Origin of the sequence: Parabacteroides sp. PM6-13 (genome assembly GCF_029892605.1) — a bacterium.
Taxonomy (GTDB): domain Bacteria; phylum Bacteroidota; class Bacteroidia; order Bacteroidales; family Tannerellaceae; genus QVMG01.
Map to the genome: position 1 here is coordinate 190,990 of NZ_JARXWF010000006.1, position 18,374 is coordinate 209,363.

The 18,374-nt window shown below is 46.5% G+C and carries 12 protein-coding genes; 10 read left to right on the forward strand and 2 right to left on the reverse strand.

Annotated elements, in window-relative coordinates; genetic code table 11:
• Positions 1–4 precede the first annotated feature (4 nt).
• The 5 genes from M2134_RS07840 (at position 5) to M2134_RS07860 (ending at position 9,177) form a co-directional block, all read left to right on the forward strand.
• Positions 5–1,117 (forward strand): efflux RND transporter periplasmic adaptor subunit, encoded by a 1,113-nt coding sequence (locus M2134_RS07840; RefSeq protein WP_280751825.1) that lies wholly within the window; start codon positions 5–7, stop codon positions 1,115–1,117.
• A gap of 6 nt (positions 1,118–1,123) precedes the next feature.
• Complete coding sequence (locus M2134_RS07845) at positions 1,124–4,318, forward strand: efflux RND transporter permease subunit (RefSeq protein ID WP_280751824.1); 3,195 nt, start codon at positions 1,124–1,126, stop codon at positions 4,316–4,318.
• Between the two features lie 2 nt (positions 4,319–4,320).
• Positions 4,321–5,682: an efflux transporter outer membrane subunit gene (locus tag M2134_RS07850; RefSeq protein WP_280751823.1), complete on the forward strand. Its 1,362-nt coding sequence runs from the start codon at positions 4,321–4,323 to the stop codon at positions 5,680–5,682.
• Positions 5,683–6,026: 344 nt separating this feature from the next.
• Complete coding sequence (locus M2134_RS07855; protein ID WP_280751822.1) at positions 6,027–8,531, forward strand: TIM-barrel domain-containing protein; 2,505 nt, start codon at positions 6,027–6,029, stop codon at positions 8,529–8,531.
• 118 nt (positions 8,532–8,649) lie between these two features.
• Positions 8,650–9,177, forward strand: coding sequence for a methylated-DNA--[protein]-cysteine S-methyltransferase (locus tag M2134_RS07860; RefSeq protein WP_280751821.1), 528 nt, complete (start codon positions 8,650–8,652; stop codon positions 9,175–9,177).
• Between the two features lie 51 nt (positions 9,178–9,228).
• Here M2134_RS07860 and M2134_RS07865 read toward each other — a convergent pair whose 3' ends face one another.
• The gene (locus tag M2134_RS07865) at positions 9,229–11,985 is read right to left on the reverse strand and encodes an ATP-binding protein (protein ID WP_280751820.1); all 2,757 of its coding nucleotides are present in this window, start codon (positions 11,983–11,985) and stop codon (positions 9,229–9,231) included.
• Positions 11,986–12,529: 544 nt separating this feature from the next.
• Here M2134_RS07865 and M2134_RS07870 point away from each other — a divergent pair.
• The gene (locus tag M2134_RS07870) at positions 12,530–13,375 is read left to right on the forward strand and encodes a hypothetical protein (RefSeq protein ID WP_280751819.1); all 846 of its coding nucleotides are present in this window, start codon (positions 12,530–12,532) and stop codon (positions 13,373–13,375) included.
• On the opposite strand, the gene M2134_RS07875 is transcribed toward M2134_RS07870, so the two are convergent.
• On the reverse strand, positions 13,359–14,318 hold the full coding sequence (locus tag M2134_RS07875) for a hypothetical protein (RefSeq protein WP_280751818.1): 960 nt from the start codon (positions 14,316–14,318) through the stop codon (positions 13,359–13,361). The genes M2134_RS07870 and M2134_RS07875 overlap by 17 nt on opposite strands.
• A 202-nt stretch (positions 14,319–14,520) precedes the next feature.
• Between M2134_RS07875 and M2134_RS07880 the strand changes: the two genes are divergently transcribed.
• The 4 genes from M2134_RS07880 to M2134_RS07895 all read left to right on the forward strand — a co-directional run bounded on the left by M2134_RS07880 (position 14,521) and on the right by M2134_RS07895 (position 18,361).
• Complete coding sequence (locus tag M2134_RS07880; protein ID WP_280751817.1) at positions 14,521–14,796, forward strand: HU family DNA-binding protein; 276 nt, start codon at positions 14,521–14,523, stop codon at positions 14,794–14,796.
• Between the two features lie 82 nt (positions 14,797–14,878).
• Positions 14,879–15,532 carry a uracil phosphoribosyltransferase gene (upp, locus tag M2134_RS07885; protein ID WP_280751816.1) on the forward strand — a complete coding sequence of 218 codons (654 nt, stop codon included), beginning with the start codon at positions 14,879–14,881 and terminating at the stop codon, positions 15,530–15,532.
• Between the two features lie 243 nt (positions 15,533–15,775).
• Positions 15,776–16,285 carry an RNA polymerase sigma factor gene (locus M2134_RS07890; protein WP_280751815.1) on the forward strand — a complete coding sequence of 170 codons (510 nt, stop codon included), beginning with the start codon at positions 15,776–15,778 and terminating at the stop codon, positions 16,283–16,285.
• A gap of 144 nt (positions 16,286–16,429) precedes the next feature.
• Positions 16,430–18,361 carry an NAD(+) synthase gene (locus M2134_RS07895; protein ID WP_280751814.1) on the forward strand — a complete coding sequence of 644 codons (1,932 nt, stop codon included), beginning with the start codon at positions 16,430–16,432 and terminating at the stop codon, positions 18,359–18,361.
• Positions 18,362–18,374: the final 13 nt, after the last annotated feature.

Consider the following 18,374-nt stretch of genomic DNA (forward strand, 5'->3'; position numbering starts at 1 on the left):
AGAAATGCGTAAATTAATTGGTACAGCAGCTATTGTCTGCTGTTTTTTAATGTCCGGATGTAAGCAACCATCCGTTCAAACAGTTACGGCTTCGTATGCCGTACTCACACTTCAACCTGCCGACAGGGTCTTATCGGGCAGGTATCCGGCATCCATCCAGGGACGACAGGATATAGCAATATATCCCCAAGTCTCAGGAACCATATCGAAAGTAAATATCAAAGAGGGGCAACGGGTGCGCAAAGGGCAGTCGCTTTTCATGATCGACCAGGTACCTTTCCAGGAGGCACTCCACATGGCCAATGCCAATGTAGAAGCGGCCGAAGCCGGCGTAGCTACGGCACAACTGGTTTATGACAGTCGTGTGGTGTTATTTGATGAGCAGGTCATTTCAGCCTTCGATCTCAAGTCGTCGCAGAACCAACTACTCACAGCGAAAGCCCAACTGGCTCAGGCACGGGCGCAACAGGTGACAGCGCAAAACAACCTGCGTTATACGATGGTAGAAAGTCCGTTGGATGGTGTGGTCGGCACCCTGCCTTTCCGCGAGGGAGCCTTAGTTTCGCCTTCACTTCCGACGCCACTGACTACCGTTTCGGACAATTCGCAAATGTATGTCTACTTCTCACTCACCGAGAATCAGTTATTCGACCTGACCCGGGAACACGGTTCCATGGATGAGGTCTTGGCATCCCTTCCGGAAGTGGGTTTGCAGCTCAATAATGGAACAATGTATACCGAAAAAGGATATATAGAAACAATCAGCGGCGTCATCGACCCATCTACCGGAAGCGTCTCGGCACGTGCCGTGTTCCCTAACGAGGGAGGCCTGTTGCATAGCGGCGCCTCGGGCAAGGTGGTTATGCCTCGCTCTGTACATGGTGGTCTGGTAGTGCCCTGTTCGGCCACCTTCGAAATGCAAGACAAGATCTTTGTCTATAAAGTAGTCGATGGCAAGACCCGTTCTGCCGCTATAGAGGTAGCCCTGACCGACGATGGGAAGGAATATGTTGTAACATCGGGGCTCAACGTGGGCGATGTAATCGTTGCCGAAGGGGTCGGTATGCTCCGTGATGGTGCCGAAGTGAAAGTAAAAACAAACGAAAACAGGGAGTAAACCGATATGAATCTGAAATTATTTATCGACCGCCCCGTGATGGCGGGCGTCATCTCTGTTGTCATCCTGCTTGGTGGTTTGATCGGCCTGACCACACTGCCGATCGAGCAGTACCCCGACATCGCGCCGCCCACGGTGATGGTGGTTGCCGCCTATCCCGGAGCCAGTTCCGAAACAATGCAGAAATCGGTGGTTGCCCCTTTGGAAGAGGCGATCAACGGGGTGGAGAATATGGACTATATGCAATCGAGCTCGGCCAACAATGGTTCGGCGACAATTACCATCTACTTCCGGCAGGGCACCGACCCCGATATGGCGGCGGTAAATGTGCAAAATAAGGTGTCGCAGGCCACCGGATCGCTACCGGCTGAGGTGACCCGTATCGGGGTGACCGTGGTGAAACGCCAGACAAGTATGCTGAAGGTGCTCGCGATCCATAGCCCTAATGGCACCTACGACCAGAAATTCCTGGCCAATTATATGAAGCTCAATATCGAACCGCAGATCAAACGTATCCGGGGCGTGGGCGATATGATACTCCTTTCCGACAGCTACGCCATGCGTATCTGGTTCGATCCGGGAGCCATGGCGCAATACGGACTGATTCCCGACGATATCGCAGGCGTGCTTGCCGAGCAAAACATAGAAGCGGCCACCGGCTCGTTTGGTGAGAATTCCGGCTCGACGTTCGAATATACGATGAAATACCGCGGGCGTTTGATGACACCGGAAGCCTTTGGCGAGATCATTATCAAAGCACTTCCCAATGGCGAATTGCTTCGATTGAAGGAGGTTTCGCATATAGAACTCGGTACAGAGTCGTATGGCTACATCTCGCAGCTCGACGGTCACCCGGGAGCACAGGCACTGATATTCCAGACCGCCGGATCTAACGCCACCCAGGTTGTGGAAGAGATCGACGCTTTCCTCGAAGAGGCACGCAAAGAGCTTCCGCAGGATATGCGGATCGATACATTGATGAGTGTCAATGACTTTCTGTATGCTTCTATGCAAGAGGTGGTATTATCTCTGTTCATCGCCTTCCTATTGGTCGTTCTGGTGGTCTATTTCTTCCTGCAAGACTTTCGGGCAACGCTTATTCCTTCTATTTCGATCATCGTATCATTGGTGGGAACATTCGCATTCCTGGCTATCGCCGGCTTCACTATCAACCTATTGACACTTTTCGCGTTGGTATTGGCCATCGGGACGGTGGTCGATAATGCCATTGTCGTCGTTGAGGCCGTACAGGCACGCTTCGACATCGGCTACCGATCGTCCTACCATGCCACAAACGACGCTATGGGTGGGGTATCGGCAGCGATCATTACCTCTACGCTTGTCTTCATGGCGGTGTTTATCCCCGTTTCGATGATGGGTGGCACTTCGGGCATCTTCTATACGCAGTTCGGTATCACCATGGCTGTGGCTGTCGGTATTTCGGCAGTCAACGCCCTAACCCTTTCACCGGCTCTGTGCGCCTTGTTGATGAAACCTTACATCGGAGCCGACGGACAGGAAAAGAACGGCTTCTCGGATCGTTTCCGGAAAGCGTTCAACCATTCGTTCACAGCCATGATCGACCGTTACAAATACGGTGTGTTGTTCTTTATTCGTCGCCGCTGGCTGACATGGACACTGCTTCTGGCAATGTTCGCCGGGTTGGTGGTATTGATGATGAACACCAAGAAAGGATTTGTTCCCGATGAGGATATGGGTACGATTATGGTGAATGTCAATATGCCACCGGGTAGTTCGTTGCAAAACACAGACCGCCTTATGCAGCAGATCTACAGCCGCATCGAAGATATGGAGCAGATCAAATTATGCGCGAGTGTGTCGGGATATAGCCTGTTATCGGGCGAAGGAGCCTCCAACGGGATGCTGATTCTCAGCCTGAAAAACTGGAGTCTGCGCAAAGAGAAAGAAGACGAGGTCAACGCCCTGTTGATCGAAATTCAACAACGTACGGCCGATATCAAAGACGCGCAGGTGTTTGCTTTCTCACCACCGATGATCTCCGGATACGGGGTGAGCAACGGGTTCGAAATGCACCTGCAAGATCGCAACGATGGTGATCTCAACGAATTCTTCTCTATTACGCAGCAGTTCATCGGAGAGCTGAACCAACGCCCCGAGATTGCCATGGCCTATTCGAGTTTTAATCCGGCCTATCCGCAATATATGGTAGATGTCGACGCAGCCAAATGCAAACGCGCCGGCGTATCTCCGGCCACAGTGCTTTCGACCATCGCCGGTTATTATGGTGGATCATACGTCTCGAATATCAACCGTTTCGCCCATGTTTACCGTGTCATGCTGCAGGCCGATCCGCAGTATCGTATCGACCCTTCATCGCTGGAGCGCACCTATGTGCGTATGGATGGCGGGCAGATGGCACCATTGAGCGAATATGTGACCCTGACTAAGGTGTATGGCCCACAGACGCTAAGCCGTTTCAATATGTATAACTCGATAGCGGTCAACGGATCGGCTGCCGACGGCTATTCGTCGGGCGACGCTATTCGCGCCATCGGAGAGGTAGCCGCGAACGTTTTGCCGCGTGGATACAGTTATGAATTCTCCGGTATCACGCGCGAAGAGAGCCAGACATCGAACAATTCGCTTGTCGTATTCGGCATCTGTATCATATTGATATACCTGATCCTCTGCGCGTTTTACGAGAGTATATTCATGCCGCTGGCTATCATTTTGGCTGTGCCTGCAGGACTTATGGGGAGCTTCCTGTTTGCGAAGTTGTTCGGCTTAGAAAACAATATCTACCTGCAAACGGGGATCATTATGCTCATCGGGCTATTGGCCAAAACCGCTATTCTGATCACCGACTACGCCATCACCCGGCGCAAAGCCGGTATGAGCCTGACACAAGCCGCTATCGGCGCCGCCAAGGTGCGCTTGCGTCCTATTCTTATGACAGCATTGACGATGATTTTCGGTATGCTTCCATTGATGTTTGCCAGTGGCGTAGGCGCCAATGGTAACTCTTCGCTCGGCACGGGCGCGGTAGGCGGTATGCTGATCGGTACCCTGGTGATGTTGTTCCTGGTGCCCTCTCTGTTCATTATTTTCCAATGGATTCAGGAGAAGTTCCGCCCGGTGGAATATGAAAAACCCGACTGGATGGTTGGAGCCGAGATCGAAGAGGTGAAAGAATTGAAACGATTAAAGGAAGAAAAATGAATATGCGAAAAATAATTATACTATCAGGCGTTGCCCTATTAACCGGTTGCAGTCTGTACAAACCCTATTCGAGACCGGATAATATCCGTACCGAGGCCTTGTACGGCGCCGATTATGAAACGGAAGACAGCGTGACATTGGCTTCCATGCCGTGGCGCGAACTGTTCACCGATCCCTGTTTGCAGGCATTGATTGAACAGGGATTAAAGAACAACACCGATCTGCAGTCGGCCTATTTGCGGGTGCAACAGGCCGAGGTGACGCTGAAAACAGCCCGATTGGCTTACCTGCCGTCGTTCAATCTGGCGCCGAACGGTGGAGTAGCCAGCTTCGATCAAAGTAAAGGCGCGTGGAGCTATTCCGTTCCGTTGGTGGCCAGTTGGGATCTCGATATCTTTGCCCGGATCACCAACAATAAACGCCAGGCAAAATCATTGTATGAACAGAGTGATGATTACCGCCAGGCGGTGCAGGCAGGATTGATTGTTTCGATATCCACACAGTATTACACCTTATTGATGCTCGATCAACAACTGGATATAGCCCAAGAGACGGCTGTTCAGTTTAAAGAAAGCGTGCGGGTGATGAAAGCGATGAAAAACGCGGGTATGGCAAACGAGGTCGGGGTTTCGCAGATGGAGGCGGCCTGGTATTCGGTCGAATCGTCTGTCGAGGAGTTGAATCGTTCGATCAAAGAGGTCGAAAATTCACTTTCCGCCGTCCTGGCCGAGGTGCCGGGAACAATTGTGCGCGGAACCCTGGACGAACAGCGTTTCCCAACAGAACTGTCAACGGGTGTTCCCTTGCAACTGTTGACCCGTCGTCCGGATGTGCGGGCAGCCGAACAAACGCTTATACAAGCCTATTATGCGACAAACATCGCTCGGGCTTCGCTCTATCCTTCGATCACGTTAGGAGGCATAGCCGGTTGGACCAACTCGGTTGGTTCTGCCATCATCAATCCCGGGAAATTATTACTGAACGCAACAGGATCGTTGGCACAGCCTATTTTCAATGGTGGATACAATCGTGGGCGTGTCAAAATCGCCAAAGCGCAACAGGAGCAGGCTGAGCTTTCGTTTCAGCAGACCCTGTTGAATGCCGGCATGGAGGTTAATAACGCCCTGACGCAATACCAGACCGCCGAAGCCAAGCAGCAGTGGCGCAGCAACCAGATCGCATCGCTCGACAAGGCATTGGCACAAACCGAATTATTGATGGCGCACACCTCGACCACCTACCTGGATGTATTGACCGCCCGGCAGTCACTCCTTCAGGCCGAGATGTCGATGGCAACCGACCGGTTCGAACAGATTCAGGCGGTCATCAACCTGTATCACGCCTTAGGAGGAGGAGCCGATTAAGGCTTTTTTCTCACGCCCTTTTTGAGCCTTAAAAAAAATTCTCACCCGCGTGAGAAAAAATTCTCATGCGGGTGAGAATAAAAAAACAGGCACCTGGCAAGCTATTTTGTCAGGTGCTTTTTCATATATATTTTACACAGAACAAATTCATACGAGTGACCAGGTGTATTCCCCTTCAAACTTATTCGAATCAACGATATCTCAAATTATAAAGTCGATAAAGTGCAAATACTAATCGATAATGAACAAGTGTTTTTTCTCTTTTTACCCATAGATTTGTACATCTGCTTTATAACAGAGAAAATCCAGGATTGGATGTAAAGAAGTAACTAACAAACGACAATATGAATACAAGTATTTTATTTAGAAACAACTGGTTAAAAAAAATCACGACAGGATTCTCTTTCTTTTTGATCACGTTCTTTGCTTATGCCGGAAATAATCCGGCATATGTTACTTTACAGAATGGCGCCCAATTTCAAACAGCGAAGGGACTTCTGCGCGTAGAATTCGTATCGTCGGAAATTGTGCGGGTACAATATACCCAAGAGATTGACTTTTTAGGAAACGGAACCATTGTTTGCGTTGATAGATCTGTCGAAAAAGTCCCCTTTCAAACCCAAAAAATGGATAATAGTTTAGTGTTGTCATCTGAGAGTCTGATTGTACAGGTCGATTTGAAAGACTATTCAATCATTTATAAGGATGCAAAAACAAATCAAATACTGTTATCTGAAAAAAATGATAATCCCCGGGAAGGAGAGCAGATCTATACAGAGAAAGTGACATACGATGAACAAAGCAAACGAATAGTAAAGACTGCCGACGGAGAAAAGGAAGTGATGGATGTCATTCGTCGTGATACCATCGGATACAGTTGGAAGTTTCGTAATCACTTCCAATGGGCAGATAATGAAGCCATATATGGCTTAGGTTCGCACATGGAAGATTACCTGAATTTAAGAGGGAAAGAACTTTATTTGTGCCAGCATAATTTAAAAGCCATGGTACCGGTTTTAAACTCTACTGCCGGATATGGCTTATTGTTTGATGCGGGATGTGGTATGATTTATACGGATAAAGACGATGACAGTTTTATAGAATTAGAAGCAGCCAAACAAATTGATTATTATTTCATGAAAGGGGCTACTATGGATGAAGTAATAAAGCAATATCGTATACTTACAGGAAGCTCTCCCATGATGCCTCGTTATATGTTCGGATATATTCAATCAAAAGAACGATACAAAAGTTCGAAAGAGGTAACGGATGTGGTAGCGGAATACCGTAAACGCCAGGTACCGTTGGACGTTATTGTTCAGGATTGGAACTACTGGCCTCAGGGATGGGGCTATTTGAAGATGGATCCTAAATATTATCCAAATCCGGCTAATTTGGCTGATTCCGTTCATCAAATGGATGCTAAACTTATGATTTCGATATGGCCTAACCCTACAAGCTGTCCACAAACGGATGATTTTAAGGAAAAGGGATTTATGCTGGAGCGTTCTGTCTATGATGCTTATAATCCATTAGCTCGCAAATACTATTGGAAATATGCCGATAATGAGTTCTTCAATAATGGATTTGATGCGTGGTGGTGTGATTGTACAGAACCACTTGATGCCGATTGGCAAATGATGAAAGAGGGTTATGGGTGGGATAATCACCGGGAACGTTGGGAAAATAACCTGGCTTTGTTAAGCGATGTATTGGGAGCAGAACGCAGCAGCACTTTTTCTCTTTATCATTCAAAAGGCTTGTATGAAAATCAACGGGTGACATCGGACAAAAAACGTGTGGTAAACCTAACACGTTCAAGTTATGCCGGGCAACAACGTTATGCTACTATCTCATGGAATGGGGATACGCATGCGTCCTGGAGCTCTTTTGCTCAACAGATTCCTTCCGGATTGAATTTTATGGCTACGGGATGCCCTTACTGGACAGTAGATATAGGTGCTTTCTTTACAAAAAAGACCAGACAATGGTTTTGGTGTGGAGATTTCAATCAGGGAGTAAATGATTTAGGCTATCGTGAGTTTTATACCCGCATGTTCCAATATGCCACTTTTCTACCCATCTTCCGGAGCCATGGGACAGATACGCCACGTGAGATATGGAATTTTGGAGAACCCGGTGAGCCATTTTATGACAGCCTATTAAAAATGATTCATTTGCGCTATCAGTTAATTCCTTACATTTATTCCCTTGCGGGTAAGGTGAGTCATGATCATTATACTATGAGCCGTTTATTGGCCTTTGACTTCCCAAATGACACTAAGGTATTTGACATAAAAAATCAATTTATGTTTGGTCCATCCTTTCTTGTATGTCCTGTTACAACGCCTATGTATTACGAAAAGGAATCGGTTGCTCTTCATGGAGTAGAAAAGAAGCGAAATGTGTATTTACCTAAAGGCACAAATTGGATTGATTTCTGGACAGGAGAGCGTTATGAAGGCGGACAATATGTGGATGCGGATGCCTCTATTGATAAAATACCATTGTATGTACGCCAGGGTTCAATTATACCAATGGGACCGGTTGTTCAGCATACAGGAGAGCTACGTGGAAAAGATATTACGATTTCAGTCTATCCGGGACAAGATGCGAGCTTTACGCTCTATGAGGACGAGGGTGATAACTACAATTACGAACAAGGATATTATTCAACGATTGAGTTGAAATGGAATGATAAGAAAAGGACGTTCACTCTTGCCAAAAGAAACGGAGAGTATGACAACATGGAAAAAGTGCGCACAGTACATATAGAGTTGCATGATAAAAAGAAAATAGTTACTAAAACTGTTCGTTATTCAGGAGATGAAGTTAGTTGTAGGTATTAATCCTTCTGAATAGTCACCAACTAAAAAAAGCACCTGGCAAACCATTTTGTCAGGTGTTTTTTTATAGGTATTTTTACAAGCATAACAAATTTGATACACATATAAAAATCAAATAATCATGGAACAAGCATTTGTTCATATCACTCACATGGAGACCGAATTAGGGTTGATGATCGCCGCAGCAACCGAAAAAGGAATCTGTATGTTCGAGTTTGCCGACTATAAACTGATTGACCTGGAGCTCCGCCAAGTAGGCGAACACTTTAAAGCCCCGCTTGTGCAAGGCGTCAATCCGCATTTCGACACCCTTCGTAAGCAGTTAGAGGAATATTTCAAAGGAGAGCGCAAGGAGTTTGATATTCCGTTGGACCTGGTCGGCACGGAGTTTCAGAAAACTGTCTGGCTTGCTTTATTGAAGATACCCTACGGCTGCACCACAAATTATGGAAAGCAAGCCGAACTGATCGGCAAACCCTCCTCCGTCCGGGCTGTTGCTAACGCCAACGGTAAGAATAAGATATCCATCATTCTGCCTTGCCACCGGGTCATCGGAGCCGATGGTTCGCTCACGGGCTACGGCGGAGGCCTATGGAGGAAGAAAAAACTCCTGGAATTGGAGAAAAACACCCTCGCGGCAAACAGCTAACCTAAAAACAACTATAAGGCGCCCGGCATCACCCTGTTGCCGGGCGTTTTCTCAATTAATCGGTAAGGTAAACCAGAAGCAGGATCCCTTGCCCGACTCCGAGTCGACCCCTATCGTCCCTCCCATCTCTTTCACCAGGCTTTTGCAGATCGATAGCCCCAGGCCTGTGCCCTGCACAAACGGATTGAGCTTCACAAAGCGGTCGAACACCGTATCGAGATGCTCCGAGGGGATACCGATACCTGTGTCTTTCACATAGAACCGCAGGTAGCCATTGCCAATGTGTTCGCAACCGAGATTGATCGTCCCGCGTTGGGTGAACTTCAATGAGTTAGCCACAAAGTTGTGTAACACCTGCTTCACCCTGTCCGCATCCGTGTTGATATGGTAATCGTCCGATATCGGATCCATTTTAATCTTCACATCCGGATTGGCCCGATGGTTAAACGAGCGCATCACCTCCCCGAACAGCTTGCATACATGTTCTTTTCGCTTTTCAAACACATAAGTTCCCGACTCTATCTTCGACAGGTCAAGGATATCCGAAACCAACTTCATCAACAGCTCATTGTTGCGTTGGATAATCGAGAGGTAATTCTTTTGCTCCTTGTCTTCAACTATTTCCGCCAGGATGTCGGAGAAACCGATAATGGAATTGAGCGGGGTACGTATCTCGTGGCTCATATTAGCCATAAACTCCGACTTGAGCTGATTCAACTCCTCGGCCCTGTTTTTGGCGATGGTCATATTCTTGAAGTCGGTAATATCTTCGCTGATAGCAGATAGTTCGATCTGTCCATTGAACGGATTCTGCTTAGAGGTAAACGTAGACTTAAGCCATTTGTCTACCTCGCCCTCCTTCATCACCCGCATCTCGCGCTCAAAGCTCATCATGACTCCTTCTTTAGCCTTCATATAGAAGTCCTCAATAATATGGTAGTCTTCGTAGTGCAGGTTGCAGAAGCGTTCCTCGAAGCTGTCGGTCATCTTCGTATCAGTCGTCTTCCCCAGGTTAATGAACCACTGACCCGTCCCGTAGCCTTCCCTGGTAGTGAGGTTCAAGCGGCAATAACCGATCTTAGCCATATTGGCCACCGTCAAGAAATAATCTTCAAACTCTTGTATGCGTTGGTAGGCATTGGTAGTCTCGGTATTGTCGATCGATATAAACAGGTAGTTCTGTATCGTCTGCGACTCATCAAAGATGGGGACAACCTTCACCATCATGTCTCTCATTTTAGGCGAAAAGGTTTTCCGGTAATAATCACCTGTTGTACTCAGATCAACTTTAAAGTTAAAATTGAGCTTTTCGCCCTGGCTCACCTTTTGCATAACCTCTTTGGGGAGGGTGGGGTGATCGTGAATATTGATTCCCAACACCGAACTGACATTGTCGACCTCCAGAAACTGCTGATCCGCTTCATTCAGATAAATCAGATAGCCATCCTTATCGTATAACTCAATATTGACAGGCATATTGGAATAGATCGTCTTCTCCATAGATTTGTGTGCCTCGTGTATATCGGTAATGTCCATCACCAACGAGATCACCTCATCTTTACGTATCGAAAAGCGGATGGCCCGGCAATACTTACCATACTGCAACAAAGGGACATCGACCTCGATAGGGGTGTCGATATTGATCACCTCTCGCATCAGTTCGAAGTCGCCGAAAGTATTCGCTTCTGATCCTTTGCGTCCGATCATATGCCCCAAGGGCATTCCGACGATCTTCTCCATCTCTTGGTTAAAGTCGAGGTAAACGAAATCAACCGGTTTGCCCGCCTCGTCGTAGATGATCCGTTCAGAAACGAAACCGATGGGCATATATTTATGAAGCTTTTGCAGGTATTCTTTGTCGGCCTCTATCTCGATTTTCGATTTCTGAAGCTCGATACAAATATTGATGATGTTCATCAATGCCGAAAACCATTGAATATCTTCCGTCGTCCAGTTGCGCTGCGTATCGACCAGGTCGATACCGGCAAAACCCCACACCTCTTTATCGGACGAAACAAGGGGCACTACCAACAACGACTGGATGTTTTGCACCCCCAGCAGTTTCCGGTAGGATTCATTACCCGGGGGCAGGTCGTCGAGCTTCGAGAGTATAACCGGGCGAAGTGCGAACAACTCCTGAAACCACCAGTCGTCGGCTTCATAAGGCACATTGCCCAGAATATCGATCTCCTCCAGCCCCGGACGGCTGACCACCTCGTAGACGCAGGTCGAGGTTTGCTTCTCCCGGTCTAAAGTCATAAGATAACTCCTTTCTGCATTGAAGTGGGTCATAAAGGAGTGGAGTATATGGTTAACCATCTGATCAAAGCTATCCTTTTCGAGGAAGGAGAATAAAGAACTGGAGATACCGTTCAACTGGTAGATAAAGTTCTTCACCATACCTTGTGCCTCCTCTTGGAAGTGCTTCTTTTCCGACTCTGTGGCAGTCGATAATACCCCCATCACCTTCTGACCGGCAACCGCCTGAAAACGCATAGAAAGCCAAACAATCTCCCCATCCACCCGAGCTGGAAAGGTGTGCTGTTCAATCTCCTCCGGTACGGCAGAGAGTAGTAAGTCGATAATTCGCTGCCGATAATCTTCTCGGATCAGTTCAAAGAAGTCTGACATACCAATGGTCATGCTATTCAAGTCCAGCAAATGAGCAACAGAGAGGGAGCAGGTAAAAATTTCCTCTGCCAGATCCATTTCCCACCATCCAAGCTGGAATGTATTTGAGATCATCTGATATTTAGCATAATCGACCAGCGGGTCTGCGGGCTGAAGGTCTTTTCTTTTCTTTATCATGCTTTTTCTTCTTATTATATCCAGGTTAATTACTTTGTTTCCGTAACTATAGGTCAAATATTAAAACTATGGCTTACTATAAGCTCAACAACGACTAAGGCCTACTCAACAACAATCAAAATAAACTCACTATGGCAATTAGTCTACACTATTCTATACAACCGAGAATCATTCTTGCGGCAAAAATAGCAAATCGTAAATTATTTACCAACTTAAATGGAGGAATTATCCTTTCATCCCCAAGTTTTCGCTATTATTTCAACATCGCAATCGCTAATAGGCAGCGATGCCGTCGTTAATAGCCTGTGATTCCGTTGCAAATAGGGAGCGATCGGACTGCTAATAGGGACCGATCGGAATAGGAAGACACTTACCCAATCAAGTAGTTTTTTTTAAGTAAGTCGGCTCACCATTAACCAATCAATAAAAATACTATCTTTGTTATAATGAAATTCCTACTTGGTAGGTATAAGAAGTATACCAGCCTGTTTGACACACACGCCTGGAAAAAAGTACGGGGGTGGATAAATAATATAATTAGCGAATGAGCCATTATTCACCTTACATACCGGACGAGTTATTACCTATTATCCATGGCAAGCTTCATGATTTCAATCAAAGAAGATTTCCGGACAAGGGGTATTACATTGTGTTGTATCCGACCAATAAATCGCTCTATTATACACTTTGGTTCTATAATCCGGACGCGGAACATCATCCTTTCATTTATTTATATAACCTGGAGCTGGACGCCCTCTCGTCTGTCCGAAAAGCCATGCGTACCATGGCCAACTCCCTGTTGCCGCTGGAATTGAAAGAAGAGATCGATTCCACCTCCTATCAGGGTGATGATATTGTCCTATTTGGCAAATACCGAGGACACCACCTTCAATCAATATACCAGATCGACCCTCGCTATATAAACTGGATTGCCGACAAATATGAAGCGAAAACAAAAAGCGAACGCCGCTTCAAGGAGTTAGCCAGAACCTACAACAAAGTATTTCTGGATCTTCAAACCAAGAAAAAATACAAATCAATCGCTGGACATTTCGCGGGCAGGCCGGGAGAAAAACTGGAAAACCTGGAGCTGACTATTACCAAAGTGCGTATTGAAGATGATTTCTACAAAACCGACCTTGTCGACGGCGTGGAGTATTTCTATGTCGACCAGTTGCTGACGGCAACCGATTCGGCCGGTAATTATTTTTTGTTGACCGTTAAGGCCAAAGACAGAAGCCTTACCTCCAAAACACTTTCACCCGGCACTCATTCCTATCAGAAAAATGAAAAATTGTCTATTGCTTCGGCAAAAATCTTAAAGCATATAGAATCCCACAACACGAAATACACGAAAATCGGCTATATAAAATTTACAGAGAATCAATAGAGGCACGCTGCTTTTTCAGGAAGGCCAACCGCTCCTTTTCACCACATTGAGAGATGAGTGTAGCATAACGTTTCAATGAATCGATCCATTTTTTCTGCTCTTCACAGATCTCCGGATTTTCCGAATGGATGAAGTCGATGCCAAACATATGAAAAGCACTTAATTGAAAGTTCTCCTTGCTCGCGTGTGTATAAGAGGCCTCCAGGTTAATACTGGAAATATAGATATCCACCGCATTCCCATTCGCATATTTCCCATTATAAGCGATCTCTTCGATCTCATCGATCAGGCTATTCAGTTCCTCTTTCATCAGCCGAACCTCCTCGTCCGAAACCAATCCCATCTCCGAGAAGAAACGAATATCTTCGATTATGGTTGAAAAAATATTCTTATCCCACAACAGGGTCGTATGTGCCACCTCCCGGTGCATATGTGATGCCTGGCGAAGAATCTCCGTGAGATTATCCGGAAAGGTTACGGCACTCATCTTGGGCATACTTTTAGTGCCATGCGTCTGATGCAGCCAGCTACACAAACGAAACTTCGTCAACGTCTTATATTGCAAATAATAGACAAACGGCAAGTTACCTGAAGCATTGCTTACTCTTCCCGAAGGGGTGTCCCGCACATACAGATAAAGATTGTAATAGCCTCGAAGAATACCATAAATATAATCGAAAGGAGCCTCTTCCTTTTGCAGATTGTAAGAAAACATGGCTCCGTGGGAGACCGAATTTCCGGCAATTTCATCGAGCGACAATCCCATCGCTTTGGCTATAAGCACCACTTCATAGAATGTGAAAGGGACATCGCCCCGAATCCGACGATAAGCAGCCTCCTTCCCTATCGATAAAGTCTCCATCAAAATATGAAGCACACTTCGATCATCCAACATTTTTTCTTTTACTGCCTCTATCAATTCACTATTAAGATCTGCCTTCATCTTTATCCTGGGTTTAGACGTTTTCAAATATCGCAACTAAAGTAGAGAAAAAACCAATGCGATGCCGCTTTTTGAAACAATTATTGTTCATTTTTATACAATACACCTTTCCAGACAAATACAAATGCGTGTGATAGACCCATTTACCCTCCTTGAAAACATTATATTTGTAGAAGTCTATTAATCAAAAACATTAACTATCATGAACAAGAAAGAATTAATCGATGTATTAGCTCAAAAAGCTGATTTATCTAAGACAGATGCCAAAAAGGCCTTGGAAGCATACATGGAAATCGTAACAGAATGTATGAGCAGAAAGGAAGAAATCGTTTTGATAGGATTTGGCACACTCCTGCCAAGGCCGCAGAGTAGCCGCCTCGCCAGGAATCCTAAAACAGGAACCCCCGTGATGATCAAGCCGCGTACAACCGTAAAATTCAAACCCGGCAAGTTCCTGCTTGAAGCGATGAATAGCTAGGCGCGGTCATATCCTCATCATTTTTTCCCCTAACTATTGGCGACAAAAGATGTAATGACTACTTTTGATTCAAAAAAAGTATATGAAGATCATTAATCTAAACGCGCCGAACTCTATTTTGAATCGTTTTGTTGCCGAACTGCGGGATACCTCTATACAAGGAGACAGTATGCGTTTCCGACGGAATCTGGAGCGTATCGGAGAGATAATGGCTTATGAGATAAGCAAAACCTTTTCGTACACACTGCGGAACGTTCAGACACCTTTAGGAACGGCACCGACCTTTTTGCCGGACAACCATACTGTTTTAGCCACCATTCTGCGTGCAGGGATACCTTTCCATCAAGGGTTTCTGAATTATATGGATAACGCTGAGAACGCGTTTGTCTCCGCCTACCGGAAATATAAGGATCGATTGAACTTCGACATCCACATTGAATATATTGCCACACCCCCTTTAACCGGGAAGACCTTAGTCATCACCGACCCGATGCTTGCCACCGGCTCATCTATGGAATTGGCCTACGAAGCCTTGCGCACCAAAGGAGAACCGGCTGAAATCCATTTCGCTTCGGCCATTGCCAGCCGGCAAGCGATAAACTACCTGCAAGAGAAACTACCGAATCTTCCCATTACCGTATGGGTAGCCGCTCTCGACGACGAGTTGAATGAGCATGCCTATATCGTTCCCGGACTGGGCGATGCCGGCGATCTGGCGTATGGTGAGAAGATGTAAAAAAAGCGGTTCTTGAAAATTGTAATCACTTTGTTGAAAATATCACTTTCTACAAGTTGAACAGGTTGAATATTCTGTTCAAAAACCGCTTTATTTCTTAAAAAGTCAATTACTTTCAATTTCGTATCTTTTTTCTCAAAGAAATTGTTTCTCTCTTTTTTCGTCCTGCCTACATTCGCATATCGATCAGCGATTTTAGCGAATAGATAAGGTTTTAATATAACAGCGAAAAAGGATTAAACAATGACTGCTTTACAATTTCAGACAAGACTACTTAGTTTGCAAGACAATTTGTTCAGTTTTGCTCTTTCACTAACTGCCAACAAAGAAGATGCGCAGGATTTATTGCAAGACACGACACTGAAGGTATTGGACAACCGGGATAAGTTTGTTGACAACACAAACTTCAAAGGCTGGGTTATGACCGTTATGCGTAACACTTTTATCAACAATTACAACCGTATCGTCCGTACACACTCCATTGTTGAAGCGGGTGCCGACCTCTACAATGTAGATTCCATCGACCATTCAGGCTTTGATTCACCGGAAGGAAACATCGATATGCACGAGATCAACCGGGCCATCGAAGGCTTAAGTGAAGATATGAAAACCCCTTTTGCTCTTTTCATTAGCGGATACAAATACGACGAAATATCCGAGATGATGGGCATTCCCATGGGTACGGTAAAGAGCCGGATATTTGTTGCCCGCCAACGTTTACAAAATGAATTGAAAGATTTTTATTACAATTAAATAACCGTTTTCACATTTAATAATTTTAGACAGAAAGAGAAAAAGAAGGTGGTGCCCGCGGGTTTCACCTTCTTTTTTTGTCTTGGTCTATTGTATGGGCAATCGCTGAAAAAGACTTATCTTTGAGCCTTGACTCAAAGAATTATGAACTACGGATTCGTTAAAGTAGCCGCGGCTACTCCACCGGTAAGGGTGGCAGATTGTTTTTATAATATCGAACAGATAGAAGTGTTTATGCGAAAAGCAGCGGCACAAGGTGTGCAGGCTATTGTCTTTCCGGAATTATCTGTTACGGCGTATACCTGCCTGGATCTGTTTTTGCAACAGGCACTGATCGAAGAGGCGGAAAAAGCGCTTGTTCAATTAGTAGAAAGCACCAAAGACATTGACATGCTTACCTTCGTCAGCCTTCCTCTGCGAAGCGGGAATTGCTTAGTCAACGCCTGTGTAGGCATACAGCAAGGACGCATATTGGGCGTAGTGCCCAAGACATATCTCCCCAACGGCAAAGAATTTCAGGAGAAACGCTGGTTTACCTCCGCTACCGACCTGCAGGGGAACACCATAAATATATCCGGGCAGCTCTATCCTATGAGTGAAAATATGCTGTTCACGGCGGGAACTGTCTCTTTCTGTGTGGATATTTGTGAAGACTTATGGATGCCGATTCCTCCCAGTTCCAGGCTGACCATGGCCGGGGCAACGATTATCGTCAACCCGTCGGCCAGCAATGAGGTGATCGGAAAACACCAATATCGTAAGCAATTAGTAAAACAACAATCCGCCCGTTGCCTGGCTGGCTATGTGTATGCTACGGCAGGTTATGGCGAATCGACCTCCGACGTTGTCTTTGCCGGCAGCTCCCTGATTGCGGAAAATGGAAACATCCTGGCTGAAGCCAAACGTTTCCAACGCGATGGAGAACTGCTTATCAGCGAGATCGATATTGATCATTTGCTTCTTGACCGCATGGAAAACACCAATTTCAACAAAGGACTGACCGGATTCGAACGGATCGAAGTGTTGCAGGTACCGGCCTCTCTGCCCCATATGGACCAGCCGGTCGCGCTTACACGTAAGATCAATCCGCACCCATTCCGCCCAAGCGGCGAAAAGCTATCGGAACATTGTGAAGAGATACTGCAAATACAGGTGGCCGGATTAGCCAAACGGTTGGAACATACCCAGGCACAAACGGCCGTTATCGGGATCTCCGGTGGACTGGATTCGACACTGGCTCTGTTGGTCACCGTGATGACATTCGACCTGCTCCAAATCCCCCGGGCGAATATAACAGGCATTACCATGCCCGGATTCGGCACCACCGACCGCACCTATATCAATGCCCTCAGCCTGATGCGTTCCTTAGGTGTGACAATCAGGGAAATACCGATTAGGGAGGCCACCACCCAACATTTCAAAGACATTGATCATGATCCTGCCGTGCACGACGTGACCTACGAGAACAGCCAGGCACGCGAACGGACACAGATCCTGATGGATATCGCCAACCAGGTGAACGGCCTGGTGATTGGTACCGGCGACCTCTCCGAACTGGCGTTGGGCTGGGCCACCTATAATGGCGACCACATGTCGATGTATAATGTCAATGTAAGCATCCCCAAAACATTGATTCAGTCGCTTGTCGTTTGGATAGCGGAAAACCGGGCCGACGAAACGTCGCGCCTTACCCTGCTTGACATCGTAGACACCCCTATTAGTCCGGAGTTAGTACCCGCCGACGCGAAAGGGAACCTCCTGCAGAAAACGGAAGACCTGGTCGGTCCCTACGAACTACACGACTTCTTCCTTTACTACTGCATGCGGTTCGGCAGCCGCCCTGCCAAAATATATTACCTGGCGCAACTGGCTTTCGACGGCATCTACGACAAAGCAACCATCAAGAAGTGGCTATATACCTTCTATCGCCGTTTCTTCCAACAGCAATACAAGCGTAACTGCCTGCCCGACGGACCCAAAGTCGGGAATATCAGCTTTTCACCACGCAGTGACTGGCGCATGCCAAGCGATGCGGCCTCCACCATGTGGCTGAAAGAAATAGAAACACTCGATTAGTGCCCTGTTTCAG